The 15,208-nt window shown below is 70.0% G+C and carries 15 protein-coding genes; 8 read left to right on the top strand and 7 right to left on the bottom strand.

The features are described 5' to 3' along the window. Positions 1-50 precede the first annotated feature (50 nt). On the top strand, positions 51-1,292 hold the full coding sequence (locus tag GTZ93_RS21415; RefSeq protein WP_139919749.1) for an adenylate/guanylate cyclase domain-containing protein: 1,242 nt from the start codon (positions 51-53) through the stop codon (positions 1,290-1,292). Between the two features lie 70 nt (positions 1,293-1,362). Here the strand turns inward: GTZ93_RS21415 and proS are convergent, their stop codons facing one another. Then, entirely contained in the window at positions 1,363-2,796 is a 1,434-nt protein-coding gene (gene proS, locus GTZ93_RS21410; RefSeq protein WP_126936293.1) for a proline--tRNA ligase, read from the bottom strand. 127 nt (positions 2,797-2,923) lie between these two features. Here proS and GTZ93_RS21405 point away from each other — a divergent pair, with 127 nt between their 5' ends. The 3 genes from GTZ93_RS21405 to GTZ93_RS21395 all read left to right on the top strand — a co-directional run bounded on the left by GTZ93_RS21405 (position 2,924) and on the right by GTZ93_RS21395 (position 5,358). After that, on the top strand, positions 2,924-3,619 hold the full coding sequence (locus GTZ93_RS21405; protein WP_139919750.1) for a DUF4336 domain-containing protein: 696 nt from the start codon (positions 2,924-2,926) through the stop codon (positions 3,617-3,619). 117 nt (positions 3,620-3,736) lie between these two features. Further along, complete coding sequence (locus GTZ93_RS21400) at positions 3,737-4,369, top strand: MXAN_6652 family MXYO-CTERM-anchored protein (protein ID WP_120579530.1); 633 nt, start codon at positions 3,737-3,739, stop codon at positions 4,367-4,369. A gap of 89 nt (positions 4,370-4,458) precedes the next feature. After that, positions 4,459-5,358 carry an endonuclease/exonuclease/phosphatase family protein gene (locus GTZ93_RS21395; RefSeq protein ID WP_161662956.1) on the top strand — a complete coding sequence of 300 codons (900 nt, stop codon included), beginning with the start codon at positions 4,459-4,461 and terminating at the stop codon, positions 5,356-5,358. A gap of 3 nt (positions 5,359-5,361) precedes the next feature. Here the strand turns inward: GTZ93_RS21395 and GTZ93_RS21390 are convergent, their stop codons facing one another. After that, positions 5,362-5,925, bottom strand: coding sequence for a hypothetical protein (locus tag GTZ93_RS21390; RefSeq protein ID WP_120581650.1), 564 nt, complete (start codon positions 5,923-5,925; stop codon positions 5,362-5,364). A gap of 268 nt (positions 5,926-6,193) precedes the next feature. Here GTZ93_RS21390 and GTZ93_RS21385 point away from each other — a divergent pair, with 268 nt between their 5' ends. After that, positions 6,194-6,778, top strand: coding sequence for a YdcF family protein (locus tag GTZ93_RS21385; RefSeq protein WP_257979575.1), 585 nt, complete (start codon positions 6,194-6,196; stop codon positions 6,776-6,778). A 5-nt stretch (positions 6,779-6,783) separates the two neighbouring features. Here the strand turns inward: GTZ93_RS21385 and GTZ93_RS21380 are convergent, their stop codons facing one another. Then, positions 6,784-7,227, bottom strand: coding sequence for a MarR family winged helix-turn-helix transcriptional regulator (locus GTZ93_RS21380; RefSeq protein ID WP_167548304.1), 444 nt, complete (start codon positions 7,225-7,227; stop codon positions 6,784-6,786). A 145-nt stretch (positions 7,228-7,372) separates the two neighbouring features. On the opposite strand from GTZ93_RS21380, the gene modA reads away from it, so the two are divergent. The 3 genes from modA to modC all read left to right on the top strand — a co-directional run bounded on the left by modA (position 7,373) and on the right by modC (position 10,051). Then, a complete protein-coding gene (gene modA / locus GTZ93_RS21375; protein WP_261778713.1) occupies positions 7,373-8,212 on the top strand; it encodes a molybdate ABC transporter substrate-binding protein in 840 nt (279 codons plus the stop codon). Further along, positions 8,212-8,889 (top strand): molybdate ABC transporter permease subunit, encoded by a 678-nt coding sequence (gene modB / locus GTZ93_RS21370; RefSeq protein ID WP_139923008.1) that lies wholly within the window; start codon positions 8,212-8,214, stop codon positions 8,887-8,889. Before modA ends, modB begins: the two co-directional genes overlap by 1 nt. Positions 8,890-8,980: 91 nt before the next feature. Continuing rightward, a complete protein-coding gene (gene modC, locus GTZ93_RS21365; protein ID WP_139923006.1) occupies positions 8,981-10,051 on the top strand; it encodes a molybdenum ABC transporter ATP-binding protein in 1,071 nt (356 codons plus the stop codon). Here modC and GTZ93_RS21360 read toward each other — a convergent pair. The 4 genes from GTZ93_RS21360 to GTZ93_RS21345 form a co-directional block, all read right to left on the bottom strand. Then, positions 10,048-10,566, bottom strand: a complete 519-nt coding sequence (locus GTZ93_RS21360; RefSeq protein ID WP_139923004.1) for a hypothetical protein — start codon at positions 10,564-10,566, stop codon at positions 10,048-10,050. The two genes, modC and GTZ93_RS21360, sit on opposite strands and share 4 nt — an antisense overlap. Next, positions 10,563-11,225, bottom strand: a complete 663-nt coding sequence (locus tag GTZ93_RS21355; protein WP_121752859.1) for a pentapeptide repeat-containing protein — start codon at positions 11,223-11,225, stop codon at positions 10,563-10,565. The genes GTZ93_RS21360 and GTZ93_RS21355 overlap by 4 nt, the downstream gene beginning before the upstream one ends. 23 nt (positions 11,226-11,248) lie before the next feature. Further along, positions 11,249-12,457, bottom strand: coding sequence for an alpha/beta hydrolase family protein (locus GTZ93_RS21350; RefSeq protein WP_139923002.1), 1,209 nt, complete (start codon positions 12,455-12,457; stop codon positions 11,249-11,251). Between the two features lie 133 nt (positions 12,458-12,590). Beyond that, positions 12,591-15,029, bottom strand: a complete 2,439-nt coding sequence (locus tag GTZ93_RS21345; protein ID WP_139923000.1) for an isoamylase — start codon at positions 15,027-15,029, stop codon at positions 12,591-12,593. Positions 15,030-15,208: the final 179 nt, after the last annotated feature.

Raw genomic sequence — 15,208 nt, 5'->3', positions numbered from 1 at the left:
GGGACCCCGCCTGGAGAGGGTCCCGTTCGTGGGGTAGCCTCCGTTGATACATGCGGTTCCTGCTTTCTCGCTTTCGTGTCGAGTCCACCCTTCAAAGGCGCCTGGACGAATGGCGCGCGGACGTCGGCTCCTGGCTCAATGTGACGCGCGTGGGCGCGACGGCGGCGTGGCTGGCGCTGGCCGTGCTGGATGAGTGGAACGTGTCGCGCGGCGTGCTCGCGGGCTACATCGCGCTGGCCGTCCTGCTGTGGGCGTGCGCGCGCCGGGTGCCGGACCTGCTGCGGCGGCCGGCGCTGGGCGTGGCGCTGCTGGACATGCCGCTCATCTACTTCCTGCAGGAGTGGTCCATCCGGGGCTCCGCCAACGGCGTGGCCATCGCGCTGCTCACCATGGGCGTGTACCTGGTGCTGGTGGTCATCGTGTCCATGGTGACGCTGTCGCGGCTCATCGTCGCGGCGGCCACGGGGCTGGGCATCGTCGCGGTGGCCATGCTGACGCTGGGCGCGGGGCTGCCCGCGTCCCAGTTCCTGCCCGGACTGGTGCTGGTGATGGTGCTCGCGTCGTCGGTGGCCTTCTTCATCAGCCGCACGGTGATGGGGCTCGTCACGGACGTCGTGCGGGAAGAGATGCAGCGCGAACGGCTGGGCCGCTTCTTCTCCCCGGAGGTCGCGCGGCGCATCTCGGAGAAGGGCACGGACGGAGAGGCCGGCGAGCACCGCGAGGTGACGCTGCTCGTCTCCGACATCCGCGGCTTCACCACGCTGTCGGACCGGATGGACAGCCCCCAGGTGGTGGCGCTGCTCAACGAGTACCTGTCGCGCATGGTGGAGGTGGTGTTCCGCCACGGCGGCACGCTCGACAAGTTCATGGGCGACGGCATCCTCGCGTACTTCGGCGCGCCCCTGGACCAGCCCGGCCACCCGGCCGCCGCCGTGTCGTGCGCGCTGGCCATGCTGGAGGCGCTGGACACGCTCAACCAGGAGCGCGCCGCGCGGGGCGAGTTCCCGCTCAACATCGGCGTGGGCGTGCACACCGGCCGCGTGGTGGTGGGCGCCGTGGGCAGCGAACAGCGCCGCGAGTACACCGTCATCGGCGACGCGGTGAACCTGGCCAGCCGCATCGAAGGCCTGACGAAGAAGGTCGGCGCCGCGGTGCTCGTCTCCCACGCCACGCGCGAGCGCTGTCTGGACAGCTTCGACTTCGAGGCCGCCGCCCCGCTGCCCGTCGCGGGCAAGCCGGAGCCGGTGGCCACCTTCCTGCCGAAGAAGCGCGGCCTGCTCGCCGCCAGCTGACGCGCTGGAATGACAACGGGGCCGGGAGTCGCCTCCCAGCCCCGCGGGTGATGCACACGTCAGCGCGTGCTCAGTACGCCTTGGAGAACACGATGCGGCCCTGCGACGGGTTGCCGGTCATCACGCACTTGCCCGGCTCCTGCTTGAGGCTGAACGGGCGGCAGCGGGTGGTGAGGCCCGTCTCCTCCTTGATGCGCGCCTCCGTCTTCGGGTCGCCGTCCCAGTGCGCCAGCAGGAAGCCGTCCTCCGCCTTCGCCTTCAGCTCCTCGTAGGAGTTGACCTCGAAGGTGTGCGAGTCGCGGAAGTCCTTCGCCTTCTGGAACAGGTCCTTCTGCATCTGGTCCAGCATCACCTGGGCCTTGGCGGCGGCCTCGTCCAGCGGCACGAACTCCTTCTGACGCAGGTCGCGGCGCACCATCACGCACGAGCCCTTGGCCAGGTCCTTGGGCCCCAGCTCGATGCGCAGACACGTGCCGATGAGCTCGTGCTCGTTGTACTTGAAGCCCGGGCCCTTGCTCTCGTCGTCGTCCACCACCACGCCCAGGCCCGCCTTGCGCAGGTCCGCGGCCAGCGCGTGCGACTTCTCCATCACCTGCGTCTTCTCCACGTCCGTCGCCTTGCCCACGATGGGGATGATGACCACGTGCGTGGCGGCGATCTTCGGCGGCACGATGAGGCCCGAGTCATCCGAGTGCGTGAGGATGAGCCCGCCGATGAGGCGCGTGGAGGAACCCCACGACGTCTGCCACACGTGGTGCACGCGGCCGTCGCGGCCCTGGAATGTGGTGTCGAAGGCCTTGGCGAAGTTCTGGCCCAGGTTGTGGCTGGTGCCCGCCTGGAGCGCCTTCTTGTCCTGCATCATGGCTTCGATGCTGTACGTGCGCAGCGCGCCGGCGAACTTCTCCGACTCCGACTTGCGCCCCGGCAGCACGGGCATGGCCATGTAGTCCTCCGCGAACGTGCGGTAGACCTCCAGCATCTGCAGCGTGCGCTCCTCCGCGTCCGCCTCCGTCTCATGGCAGGTGTGGCCCTCCTGCCAGAGGAACTCCGTGGTGCGCAGGAACAGGCGCGTGCGCATCTCCCAGCGCATCACGTTGGCCCACTGGTTCACCAAGAGGGGCAGGTCGCGGTAGCTCTGGATCCACTTGGAGAAGCTGCGGTTGATGATGGTCTCGGACGTGGGCCGGATGACCAGCGGCTCCTCCAGCTTCTGGCCGCCCGCGTGCGTGACGACCGCCAGCTGCGGGTTGAAGCCCTCCACGTGCTCGGCTTCCTTCTTGAGGTAGCTCTCCGGGATGAGCAGCGGGAAGTAGGCGTTCTTCACGCCCGTGTCCTTGAACATCTTGTCCATCACCCGCTGGATGTTCTCCCACAGCGCGTAGCCGTTGGGGCGGATGACCATGCAGCCCTTCACGTCCGAGTAGTCGGCGAGCTTCGCCTTCTGGACCAGGTCGACGTACCACTCGGAAAAGCCCTTCTCGCGGGGCGTGAGCTTCTCGGCCATGTGCTGGGCACCTTGCTAGGGGATGGAAAGTGGGAGGCTGCGTACGATGGGATGTTCCGGAAATCAACGCCGGACACAGGCCGGACTCGTCCCCTGAACGCCGTCCGTGCTTGGAAAACGACCCGCCATGCCCACGCTCCCTGACGCCGCGCCCCGCCAGCTCACCGAGGACGTCCACGTCTTCGACGCCCCCTTCTCCCTCTTCGGCGTCCCCGTGGGAGGCCGCATGACGGTCCTCCGCCTGCCGGACGGCGGACTGTGGGTGCACTCGCCCGTCGCCTTCACGCCGGAGCGGAGAGCCGCCGTGGCGGCCCTGGGGCCCGTGCGCTTCCTCGTCGCCCCCAACCTCTTCCACCACCTGCACCTGCCGGACTGGGCCGCGGCCTTCCCGGACGCCCGCGTGGTGGCGCCCAAGGGGCTGCGCGCGAAGCAGCCGGCGCTGCGAATCGACCTGGAGCTGGAGGACCTCCCGGACCCCGCCTGGGCCCCGGTGCTGGACCAGATGAACGTGCGCGGCATGCCCCAGCTCAACGAGTTCCTCTTCTTCCACCGCCCGTCCCGCACCGCGCTCGTCACCGACCTGGCCTTCCACTACGCGCACTCGGAGGGCTTCAAGCTGCGCGCGTACCTGTGGCTGGACGGCGTCCTGGGCCGGTTCGCCGCCCCGCGCTTCCTGCGCCTGTTCACCAAGGACCCGGAGGCCGTGCGCGCTTCACTCCAGCGTGCGCTGGAGTGGGACGTGGAGCGCGTCGTCGTCTGCCACGGCCAGGTGCTGGAGCGCGGCGGCCAGAAGGCCCTCCACGACGCCTTCTCCCGACTGTAGGTCGCGGTACGCCCTGCCTCCGGGTCACAGGGGGGTGTCGCCTGCTGCACTCCACGCCGCGCTGCGCTACAAGGGAACCTCCTCTTTTTCCTGAGTTCCCCCCAGGAGGTTCATTCCATGCGGTCCTTTCTTCGGTCCGTGGGCGCGGTCGCGGTGTGCCTTGTCGCGGGCTCCGCGTTCGCCAACTCCACCGGCATCAACGGGCGCAGCGGCAAGCAGAGCGGCCTGTCCTGCACCGCGTCCGGCTGCCACAGCGGCGGTTCGGGCACCCCCACTGTGACGCTGGAAGGGCCCACGGCGCTGACGGCGGGCCAGACGGGCCAGTATTCGCTGACCATCACCGGCGGCCCCGGCGTGAAGGCGGGCATGAACGTGGCCGTGGACGGCGCGACGCTGACCGCGGGCACGGGCACGAAGCTGATGAGCGGTGAGCTCACGCACTCGCTGCCCAAGGCCTTCGCCAATGGCTCGGCGCGCTTCGACTTCTCCCTGGTGGCCCCGGCCACCAACGGCACCTACAAGGTGTTCGCCGCCGGCAACTCCGTGAACGGCGACAACAACCAGGGCGGGGACGCGCACGCCAACGCCACGCTGGACGTCGTCGTCACCGGCGGCAGCGACCCCGTCACGCCGGATGACACGAAGGACGAGGGCGGCTGCTCGGTGGCCACCAGCGGCGCCCCCGCTGCGCTCATCGCCGTGTTCGTGGCGCTGGCCGCGCGCCGCCGCCGTCAGTCCCGCCAGGGCTGAGCCCGGGCTTCACGCCCGCCTGCCCTCCGGCCTGGCCCCGGGGGTGGGACGACAGCGCGAGGGCGGGCGGCCTACCATCGCCCCCCTTGATGCGAACGAGCCCCCTCCTCACCGCCCTGTTCGTCGCGGGATCGCTGGCCTGTGCCTCCGGTCCCGCCGTGCGTCCCACCCTGTCCTCGGGCACCACCCCCGTCGCCGCCGCCCCCAAGCGCGACCCGGGCGCCCTGCGGGTGATGACCTTCAACATCCAGTCCGGCCTCAAGGGGCTGGAGCAGGTGGCGGAGGTCATCCGCCAGGAGGGCCCGGACGTCGTCGCGCTGCAGGAGGTGGACGTGGGCTCCACGCGCGCGCACGGCCAGGACCAGGTGGAGCGGCTGTCCGCGCTCACCGGCCTGAAGTACCGCGCGCACTTCGGCACCACGCGGCTGTACGGCGGCGCGTACGGCATCGCGCTCCTGTCGCGCTATCCGCTTCAGTCCCTGGCGCAGTACCCGCTGCCCACGCCGGGTGGCGCGGAGCCGCGCACGCTGGCGCACGCCGTGCTGGACGTGGACGGGCGCGAGGTGAGCGTCTACGCCACGCACCTCATCCGCCGGCCCTTCAACGGCGCGGCGCGTGTGCGCCAGAGCGTCTTCATCTCCCAACTGCTGGCGAAGGACACCCGGCCCCGGCTCCTGATGGGGGATTTGAACGACGACCCGGACTCGCGCCCGGTGCGGCTGTTGCGCCGCCAGCTCCAGGACGTGGCGCGCGTCACCCGCTCCGACGGGACGGGCACCTACCCGATGCCGCTGTTCCTGAAGTCCCTGCGCATCGACTACGTGATGGCGTGCGGCGCGTTCACGCCGGTGTCCACGCGCGTGCTGCACGTGGGCGTGTCCGACCACTACCCCGTGGTGGCGGACCTGCGGCTTGCTCCCGCCGAGGCTCCGGTCGTGGTGGCTCCGGCCGCGCCCGCGGGCACGGCCTCGGCCGCCGCGGCGCCCTGAGGCTCAAGCCGGGGTGGGCAGGGTGAAGCGGTAGAGGACCTCCATGTCCCCCTTGCTGAAGCCCTTCATCACCTCGTGGTGGATCTCCTTGCGGCCGCTCAGGTACGCGAGGCCTCCGGCGGCGAAGCCCATCACCGCGAGCTCGAAGTAGATGTGCGGCCGGGGCACGCCGGTGATGCGCAGCTCCACGGTGTCGCCCTGCAACTGCGCGGTCAGCTCGCCTTCGGTGAAGTAGCCCTTCCAGATGCCAGGGGTGAACAGGGCGAAGCGGCGGAAGTCGTCCTTGCCGAACATCGTCTTGAGCTGGCCCTGGCCCAGCGCGTACTCGGCGGACTTGATGCCGTATTGCCAGTAGGCCTTGGTGTCGCCGCCGTAGAAGCGCTGGGTCATGGCCTCGTTGAAGCGCAGGAAGGCGTCCGCCGGGATGCGCGACACGGGCATGATGAGCTGCCCGAAGATGGGGTCTCGCTTCGCCTGCTCCGCGAGGAAGGCCTTCCATGCCGGTTCGCCGAAGGCCTGCACCGCCATGGTCTGCCGTGCCAGGAATGCGACGCCTTTGACATCCATCCGTATGCCTCCCACCGGCCGCTCCGGGTTCGTCTCGGACCCCGGCCGGGTCATCTTGCGCATTGTGTCTTGAGACCCACTCTCGGGCGATACGCATCGCGACAATTCACCCGGTCGTTCGTCCAACCCACACCGTGAAACCTGTTATCGCGGACACACTGCCTCGCTGAAGGTGTTCGCGGGGCCGCGGGATGTCCGGTGCAGGACTAGGTTCCCGGCGGTGCGTCCTCTTGCCCTTCTTCCCAGACCCGGACGTGCGCGCCGGGCGGTGCTCCTGTTCGCGGGAGTCCTCACGGGCGGCGTGTTCGGGCTGGCCTGGTGGGTGGACCGGTTTGGACGTCACGAACGTGTGACGGACGCGGACGTGCTGGTGGTGCTGGGCGCGCGGGTGTTGCCGGGAGGTGTGCCGTCCGGCGCGCTGGTGGCGCGCATGGAGCACGCGGTGGCGCTGTATCGCCGGGGCGTGGCGCCGTGGCTGCTGTTGTCTGGAGGCGTGGGCGCCCATCCGCCGTCCGAGGCGCGGGTGATGCGCGAGCTGGCGGTGGCGGCGGGCGTGCCCGCGTCCGCGTGCGTGCTGGAGGAGGACAGCCACTCCACGGAAGCCAACGCGCGGTTCAGCGCGCGCGTGCTGTGCGAGCGGGGGGCGCGCCGGGTGGTGGTGGTCTCCGACCCGTATCACCTGCTGCGCGCGAGGCAGTGCTTCCGGCGCGAGGGCCTGGAGGTGGCCACGAGTCCCGCCCCCATCGCCGGGCGGATGCGCGGGTGGGACCGGGCGTACTGGACGGTGCGGGAGGCGTTCGCGCTGCTCCTGCACCCGCGCCTCTTGTGGGCGCGGGCGCCGGGCGGGCGCTGAGGGCCTCAGGTCCCTGTCGCGGTGTCCGGCGTGGGCGCGGGCGCGTCCATCTTGCTGAGCACCTTCTCCAGGACGCGGAAGAGGGCCTGGCGGTCGTCAGGGTCGAGCATGCCCATCACCACGCCCATCGCGCGGTGCATGGAGCGGTCGAGCTTGGCGAAGGTCTGCTTGCCCTTGTCGGTGAGGCGGCAGCGCACGATGCGCCGGTCGGTGTCCCCGCGTTCGCGGACGAGGTGGCCTTCGCGCTCCAGGCGGTCCACGACGCCCGTGACGGTCTTTTCGGTGACGCCCAGTCGCTTGGCCAGCTCGCCCATGGTGAGCGAGTCGTCCAGACCCAGCCACAGCAGGGCATGCACCTGGGGCGGCGTGAACTGGAGCTGCTCGCAGGTGCTGGCGATGGGATCACGGAGTGAACGGCGACGGCCCAGCGAGAACATCAACTCCTGCATCCGGTCGACGTCCTTCGAGAGCGCTTCATCCTCTTTATGGATATTCCGTGACACAGAGTATTCATTAGCGGCGGGGTGCCTGCGGGTCAACTTGTAGGCTCAAGACTGCGTCCGGCGCGGGGTCGGGGGCGGGGAGGAGCGGACGATGCGGCGTGCGTGGTGGGGGTTGCTGCTGGTGTGGGTGACGGTGTCGTCGGCGCGGGCGGAGGAGGTGCTGGTGTTCGCGGCGGCGAGCACGACGGACGCGCTCGAGGCGCTGGCGCCCGCGTTCCAGCAGGCATCGGGGCACCGGGTGCGGTTCGCCTTCGGGGCGTCCAGCGACCTGGCACGTCAGGTGGTCGCGGGGGCCCCGGCGGATGCGTTCCTCTCCGCCGACGAGGCGAAGATGGACGGGATCGACCGGGCAGGGCTCGTGCAGGCGGGCTCGCGGGTGGACCTGCTGTCCAACCGGCTGGTGGTGGTGGTGCCGGTGAAGTCGTCGGTGAAGGTCGCCGGAGCGGCGGGCCTGAAGGGGCTCAAGCGGGTGGTGCTGGCGGAGCCGGCGGCGGTGCCGGCGGGTGTGTACGCGAAGGCATGGCTGACGAAGGCGGGCGTGTGGGCGGACGTGGCGCCGCGCGTGGTTCCGGCGGTGGATGTGCGGGCCGCGCTGGCGGCGGTGGAGGCGGGGAGGGCGGACGCGGGCGTGGTGTACGCGACGGACGCGGCGCAATCGAAGAAGGTCCGGGTGGTGTTCACGGTGCCGGAGGGGGATGCGCCGCGCATCGTGTATCCGGCGGCGGCGCTGACGCAGGGCAAGGCGCCGGAAGGCGGTCTCGCGTTCGTGCGCTTCCTCCAGACGGAAGGAGCGCGGAAGGAGTTCCGCCGGTTGGGTTTCCTGGACGCGAGCGCGGCGAAGGCGGCGCCGGATGCAGGTGTGCTCCAGAACGTCCCGCCCGGGACTCGCGGCGGGATGCCCGACGCGGGCAAGGGGCATCCCGCGCCGTGATGGGCGAAGGACTGACAGGGCTGGTGCTGTTCACGGTGGCGGTGGCGGCCCTGTCCACGGCGCTCATCCTGGTGCCGGGCGTGGCGGCGGCGTACGCGCTTGCGCGCTGGAAGGGCCCGGGGCGCGGCGTGGTGGAGACGCTGTTGGCGCTGCCGCTGGTGCTGCCTCCGACGGCGGTGGGCCTGGTGCTGCTGGAGTTGCTCGCGCGGGACTCTGTGCTGGGACGGATGCTGGATTCGCTGGGCGTGGAGGTGGTGTTCACGCCAAAGGCGGTGGTGCTGGCCAGCGCGGTGATGGCGTTCCCGCTGCTGGTGCGCTCCGCGCGCGCGGGCTTCGAGGAAGTGGATCCCCGGCTGGTGGCGGTGGCGCGCACGCTGGGGGACACGCGCACGCGGGCCTTCTTCCGGGTGACGTTGCCGCTGGCGTGGCGCGGGGTGCTCACGGGCGCGCTGCTCGCGTTCTCGCGGGCGTTGGGTGAATTCGGCGCGACGGTGCTGGTGGCGGGCAACATCCCAGGCAGCACTCAGACGTTGTCCCTGGCCATCTTCCAGCGCACGCAGGTGGGGCAGGACGCGGAGGCGCTGAAGCTCGCGGGCGTCTCGGTGGTGCTCGCGTTCGGGGCCATGTACGTGACGGAAGTGGTGACGCGGCGGCGCGGAGCGCGGGGGCTCGCGTGAAGCCCAGGCAATCCGGGCCGGCGGCTTCGAGACGCCACATGTCCGCGGAGGACGTACGAGGCGCCACGCGAACAGGAGGCGCACGTCCGTGATGGAGCTGTCACTCAGGCTGCCCCTGGCGCGCTTCACGCTGGAGGTCGAAGCGCGCTTCACATCCGCGTCGGTGGCGGTGTTGGGGCGCTCGGGCTCCGGGAAGACGTCACTGCTGGAGGTGCTCGCGGGCCTGCGGCGAGGCGCCACGGGGCGCGTCGTGGTGGATGACCGCGTGCTGCTCGACACGGCTGCGGGCATCGACGTGCCGCCCGAAGCGCGCCGCATGGGCTACGTGCCGCAGGATGCGTTGCTCTTCCCGCACCTCACCGCCGGACAGAACGTGCGCTTCGGAGTGCGTGCCGGACGGACGTCACGCGTGGACGAAGCCGTGCACCTGCTGGAGCTGGAGCCGCTGCTGCACCGCTACCCGGTGACGCTGTCCGGTGGCGAGAAGCAGCGGGTCGCCCTGGCGCGGGCGCTCGCCACCGACCCAGCACTGTTGCTGCTCGATGAACCCCTGGCCGCGCTGGACGTCGCGTTGAAAGAGCGCGTGCTGCCGTATCTCTTGCGAGTGCGCGACGAAGCCCGGGTGCCCCTGCTCTACGTCACCCATCAGCTCGGTGAAGCACGGGCCCTGGCCCGCGAGGCCCTCCTGTTGGACGGCGGCGCGGTGAAGGCCGTAGGCCACGCGGACACGGTGCTGGGCACGGTGGCGCGAGGACTGCTCACCGGTGAGCCCGAGGAGAACATTCTCGAAGGCGCGCTGGAGCATCCCGAATCCGGAGGCACGCGGCTGCGAGTCACGGACGGCCTGTCCCTCTGGGTGCCGGATGCGCCGGAGCTGCCCCTGGGCGCCCGCGCCGCCTATGCCATTCCCGCCGAGGACATCCTCCTGTCCACCGGACCGCTGACCGGCGTCTCCGCGCGCAACGTGCTCGAAGGCACGGTGACGAAGCTGGAGGACGCGGGGGCAGGGGAGTGCGCGACCCACGTGGACGTCACGGGCGTGCGCTGGGTGGTCCGTCTCACGCATGCCGCCGTGCGCGAGCTGCACATCGCACCGGGCCTGCGCGTGTACCTCGCGGTGAAGTCCTCCGCCTGCCGCCGCCTGGCGGGACGGGCTTCCTAGTCCCCGCGCGCTTCCGCTTCGAACCGCCGGTGGGAGGCCTCCATCCGCTCCAGCGCATCCACGAGGCTGCGCTCGATGTCCTCGCGCTGGGCCTGCACCAGGGCTTCCGGAAACCCCATGCGCTCCAGCAGGTTCAGCTGCATGTAGAACTCCTCGCACTGCCGGTGGCCGCTCTTGCCATCCAGGTACTCGCCTGCCCGCAGGAGGAAGTCACCCCAGGAGATGGAACCGTCACGGTGGCGAAGGAACAGGCTCGCCAGGTGGTCCGCGTCCTCCACGTCCCGCTCCTCGACAGTGGCCAGCTGCGCAAGGCCCGGCATGTCGAGGAGCAACCCGTGCGCCCTGTCGATCCCGGGCACCGTGCACAGCTCCAGCAACCAGAGCGGTGGGGCGTCCAGCTTCATTACCCACGCATCCGCCCAGGCGATGAGCCGCTGGAGCCCGATGCGCCCCGTCCTCACCATCACCGCGATCCGCGCGACGGCGACCGGGTCGAACGGGGTGCCATCCCTCACCGCTTCGCTCCCGTCTTCTTCGCCCCGCCGCGTCCCGCTGGCTTCGCGTGGTAGCCCTCCACGCGCATGCCCAGCTCATGGACCACGGACATCGCCGTGTCCTGCGGGATGCGCGTGTCCTTCAGCTTGTTGCGCGCGGGGTCCAGCACCAGGCCCGTGGCCCCGGAGAAGTCCGTCCGGGTCAGCGTGCAGCCTCGGAAGTTGCTGCCGGTGAGGTCCGCGCCGGTGAAGTCCGCGTCCGTCAGGTCCATGTCGAAGAAGTTCGCTTCCCGCGCCACGCAGCGCACGAAGGACGTCTGGCGCAGGCTCAGCCCCACGAACGAGCTGTAGGGCATGGCGCACTCCTCGAAGTTCGCCTCCGGGTTCGCCGCCACGCCCGTCCAGTCGATGCCCATCAGCTTCGAGCCCTCGAAGCGCACGTCCCTCAGCCGGATGGCGTTGAAGTTCGCGCGCGTCAGGTTGCAGCCCTGGAACATGCACGCCTCCAGCAGCGCTTCCTTCCACCGGCTCTCCTGCAGCTCGCAGTTCACGAAGGTGCACCGGTAGAACTCCTTGTCACCCAAGTCGACGTGCTGGAGGTCCAACCCCTCGAACGTCTCCTTCTCGAACGAGTCCTCCTGCTGGAGCCGCTTCACCACCGCGCTGTCGTCCTGGGCCATGGCGGCCTTATACCGGCCCGCCGTCACGCGTGCGCGGTGTGCAGCGTCCGCTCCAGCCAGTCGAAGACGCGCTCGTCCCGCAGTGCTGGCGCCGCGGGCTCGCAGTGCCAGCTGGCGCCCTCTGACTCCGTGAAGCGCAGCAGCGTGGAGCCCTTCAGCGCGGCGTGCAGTTCCTCGGACTGGCCCGGCCAGAACTGCTCATGGTCCGGCGAAGTAATGAGCATTGGACAGCCAACGCGCGCGAGTATCTCCGCGTCCAGGTGCATCGCCTCCGCTGCCTTGTACGCGTCGAAGGGCGAGCGCGTTCCATAGGGCGCCATGCGCCACTGGAGCTCCGCCCGCTCGGCGGGGAGGTCCTTCAGTCCCTCGGCCATGAACGCATCGAAGGTCTCCTTCTCTCCCGCGTCCAGCAATCGGGTCATCTCCGGAGGCAGGTGCTCGCGCCACGAATCCCCCACCCGCATCACGCCGGGATCCGCGACCGCCGCCGCTACGCGGTGCTCGAACGCCACCGCGCGAGGCACCTGGTAGCCCGCCTGACTGACGCCGAGCAGCGCGATTCGCTGGGGATCCACCTCCGCGCGAGTGAGCAGCCAGTCCATCACCGGCGTCACCACGCGCTCCCAGTCCGCGCGGAAGGGCAGCCCCTGCCGGTGCAGCGCCGCGCCCTGGCCCGGCCCGTCGAAGGTCAGCGCGTTCCAGCCGCGCTCCACCGCCGCCGCGCCGCCGCCCTTCCACATCGACGTCACCGGCCCGTCGCTGCCGTTGTTCAGGATGACGGTGGGCCTTCGCGCGCCATTGCCCCCCACCGGCCGGAAGAAGTACCCCTCCAGCGACGTGCCTTCGTAGGGAATGGAGACCCGTTCGACAGGCGGCTCGAACAGCGCGGCCGCGTGGTCCCAGCAGTCCCGGTGCCGCGGCCACAGCGCGCGGAACCGCTCCGGCCGCGAGGTGCCGGGCGCGCAGGCGGAAGCTTCATGGAAGTAGGTGCTCGCGCGCAGGAACGCCGAGCGTGCACTGGCGCGATGTCCGCTGGCGGCGCTGGCGTGGGCCTGGCGCTCCAGCCGCTCAGCCAGGGCGATGAACTCCCGCACCCACGCCACACTGTCCCCGTCCGGAATCCCATCCAGCGTGACGAGGACCTCTCCCGCGTCGGAGAGCCCCCGGTACGCGGCGCCCAGCAATCCCAGGCGGGCGAACTCGAACCGTCCATCCTTGAAGTGGCGTTCCATGCCGGGAGGATGGCGCTCCGTCCCTGGCGGGGCCCGCCACGGGCATCAAGGCCCGCCAGCGTCCGCCTCCTCGCCCACTCCAACGCGAAGGGCCCGGCCTCAAGGGAGCGCCGGGTCCTCCACGGCCTTCACGCTACTTGGCCACCAGCACCAGCACGCCGCGGCCGCACAGGCCGTAGCTCGTGGCCTCGCCGCCAATCAGGTTCGTGCTGCCCGGGTTGAGCACCACCTGATTCGCGCCCTCGGCCCACGAGCAGGTGTCCGTCACGCGGTACCACTGCTTGCCGGTGCCCGGCCACGGCAGCAGGAAGTTCACGTTGGCGGACCAGCCGTTGTACGCGACGTAGATGGCGTTCACCGCCGTCTCACCGAACTCCGTCGCGTCGATGCGGTAGGCCAGCGCATGCTGGCTCGGGTCATTGAAGTAGGCCGCGTCCGGAACGAAGCCGTCCGGCTTGAACCAGCGGTGCTGCTCCATCACGTTCCCGTTGTTGTCGTTCGTCTTGTAGAACTCCGCCGGGCGCAGCGCGGGGTGCGCCTTGCGGAACGCGATGAGGTTCTGGGTGAACGTGCGGAAGTTGGACTGGTCCGTGGTCCACGCGTAGTTCAGCCAGTTCTTGTCCGAGTCCAGGTTGTACACGTTGTTGTTGCAGTACTGCGTGCGCAGGAACTCGTCGCCGCCCGTCAGCATGGGCACGCCCGCGCTCAGCATCATGAACGCCATGCCGTTGCGCGCCGCCTGGCGCTGGAGCGCCGCGTTGCCGCCGTGGTCCCAGCTGTGGTTGTTGTCCTCGCCGCCGTCGGACGGGCCGTAGGGCCACGCCTGGCTGTTGTTCTTGCTGTTGCACGAGTAGATGTCCTTCAAGGTGAGGCCGTCGTGGGCCGCCATGAAGTTCACGGACGCCGCCGGCTTGCGGCCGTCATCCGAGTACAGGTCCGACGAGCCCGCGAAGCGCGTGGCCAGGTCCGACGGCTTGATGCTCTCCACGCCCAGCTGGTTCTGGTCCTTGCGGAAGGTGTCGCGGAACGCGCCGTTCCACTCCCGCCACTTCGCCGGGAAGTTGCCCACCTGGTAGGAATTGCCGCCAATGGCCCACGGCTCCGCGATGAAGTCCGTGCCCGCGCCGCCCGCCTCCGGACGCGGATCCAGCTGCGTGGTGATTTGATTGAGCGCCGTGTTCGCGTTGTCGCGGTTGTATTCGTAGCCGCTGTGCGTGTCCGTCTCGTGCTCGTAGATGTTGCCCAGCACCGACGCCAGGTCGAACCGGAAGCCGTCCACGCCCAGCGTGTCCTTCCAGTACGACAGCGAATGCAGGATGACGTTGCGGGCCGTGGGATTGAACGTGTTGAAGTTGCCGCCCACGCCCGTGTTGTCCCAGTTGAACTGCATGTTCTTCGTCAGGCTGTAGTACGTGGGGTTGTCCAGGCCCCGGTACGACATGACGTTGTACGTGCTGGGGTCGCCGTTGATCCAACCGCCGCCCTCGCCGGTGTGGTTGTAGACCACGTCCACCAGCACCTTGATGCCGGCGTCGTGGAACGCCTTCACCATGGTCTTGAACTCGCGGGTGGGGCCACCCGGCGTCTGGTCGCACGCGTAGCGGCGGTCCGGCGCGAAGTAGCTGAGGTTCATGTAACCCCAGTAGTTGTCGCCCGCGGTGCTCGCGACCGTGTCGTTGTTGCCGTTGTCCGTCTCATGCAGCGGCAGGAACTCCACCGCCGTCACGCCCAGCGACGCCAGCTGCGCGGCCTTCTGGCCCGCGGTCTTGTAGGTGCCCAGGCAGGCGGCATCCAGCCCGGAGCCGGTGTCCTGCTTCGTCAGGCCGCGCAGGTGCACCTCATAGACGATGTCGTCCTTGAAGGCGCGCGTGGGCTTGGTGCCGGTGGACGTGGTGTTCGGCGCGAGCACGATGCCCTTGGGCGCGAACGGGCCGCTGTCCTTGTAGCGGTGCAACGGACCGGACGCGAACACCGTGCCGTCCGCGTTGCTGGGGTTCACGGGGTCGTGCGACAGCTCCAGCGCGTACGGGTCCCACAGGAGCTTGTTCGGGTTGAAGCGGTTGCCCGCGGAGTCCACGTCCGCGCCGAAGCCATGCGCGCTGTTGGTCGTCGTGTTCCAGGTGGAGACGTACGTCCAGTTGGGACCCCAGGCGCGGTAGCCGTAATAGACGGTGCCGGTGATGAGGTGGGGAGAGGCCTTCAGCGTGGCGACGGAGACGCTCTTCGACCAGACGTTGGTCGTTCCGTTCTTCGTCATCTCGTACGTCACGGCGGGCCCCGCGCCCTGGGCCGTCTTGTAGATCCACACCTCGATGCGCGTGGCGCGCGACGAGTACACGTTGAAGTTGATGTTGGCCTGCGTGGCGTCGTACTTCGCGCCCAGCGTCCAGGAGAGCAGCTCCTGCTCACGCTGCGCGGTGTCCTCCACTGCGGGCGCGGCGGGAGCGGGGACTTCGGCGGGTGTTTCCGGGGAGGCGCAGGAGACCAGCGCCGAGGCGAAGCCCACGGCGACAAGGGGATGCCACCGCGTGAGCCAGGGGCTCCGGCGGTGACGACGGGGAGGGGTCATCATGGATGTGGCTCCAGACGCGGCAAGCGAGGGTCACGACCGCTGCAAGGCCACCGGGCCCGCGACTACCCGGGGCCCGCCCGGTTCACCACCCCCACGACGGTGAAGTCAACCGCACGTTCCCCCACTCGCGCCCCCGGGCCCGCCCGCGTGTGACGCAAGACATGGCCCGGCGCGTCAAG

This window comes from Corallococcus exiguus (assembly GCF_009909105.1).
In the GTDB taxonomy this organism is placed as follows: Bacteria; Myxococcota; Myxococcia; order Myxococcales; family Myxococcaceae; genus Corallococcus; species Corallococcus exiguus.
This window is presented reverse-complemented; position numbering and strand designations above follow the sequence as displayed.

Coding starts and splice junctions, on each gene's coding strand:
- GTZ93_RS21415 (WP_139919749.1), top strand. CDS start 51: ATGCGGTTCCTGCTTTCTCGCTTTCGTGTCGAGTCCACCCTTCAAAGG.
- proS (WP_126936293.1), bottom strand. CDS start 2,796: ATGGCCGAGAAGCTCACGCCCCGCGAGAAGGGCTTTTCCGAGTGGTAC.
- GTZ93_RS21405 (WP_139919750.1), top strand. CDS start 2,924: ATGCCCACGCTCCCTGACGCCGCGCCCCGCCAGCTCACCGAGGACGTC.
- GTZ93_RS21400 (WP_120579530.1), top strand. CDS start 3,737: ATGCGGTCCTTTCTTCGGTCCGTGGGCGCGGTCGCGGTGTGCCTTGTC.
- GTZ93_RS21395 (WP_161662956.1), top strand. CDS start 4,459: ATGCGAACGAGCCCCCTCCTCACCGCCCTGTTCGTCGCGGGATCGCTG.
- GTZ93_RS21390 (WP_120581650.1), bottom strand. CDS start 5,925: ATGGATGTCAAAGGCGTCGCATTCCTGGCACGGCAGACCATGGCGGTG.
- GTZ93_RS21380 (WP_167548304.1), bottom strand. CDS start 7,227: ATGCAGGAGTTGATGTTCTCGCTGGGCCGTCGCCGTTCACTCCGTGAT.
- modA (WP_261778713.1), top strand. CDS start 7,373: ATGCGGCGTGCGTGGTGGGGGTTGCTGCTGGTGTGGGTGACGGTGTCG.
- modB (WP_139923008.1), top strand. CDS start 8,212: ATGGGCGAAGGACTGACAGGGCTGGTGCTGTTCACGGTGGCGGTGGCG.
- modC (WP_139923006.1), top strand. CDS start 8,981: ATGGAGCTGTCACTCAGGCTGCCCCTGGCGCGCTTCACGCTGGAGGTC.
- GTZ93_RS21355 (WP_121752859.1), bottom strand. CDS start 11,225: ATGGCCCAGGACGACAGCGCGGTGGTGAAGCGGCTCCAGCAGGAGGAC.
- GTZ93_RS21350 (WP_139923002.1), bottom strand. CDS start 12,457: ATGGAACGCCACTTCAAGGATGGACGGTTCGAGTTCGCCCGCCTGGGA.
- GTZ93_RS21345 (WP_139923000.1), bottom strand. CDS start 15,029: ATGATGACCCCTCCCCGTCGTCACCGCCGGAGCCCCTGGCTCACGCGG.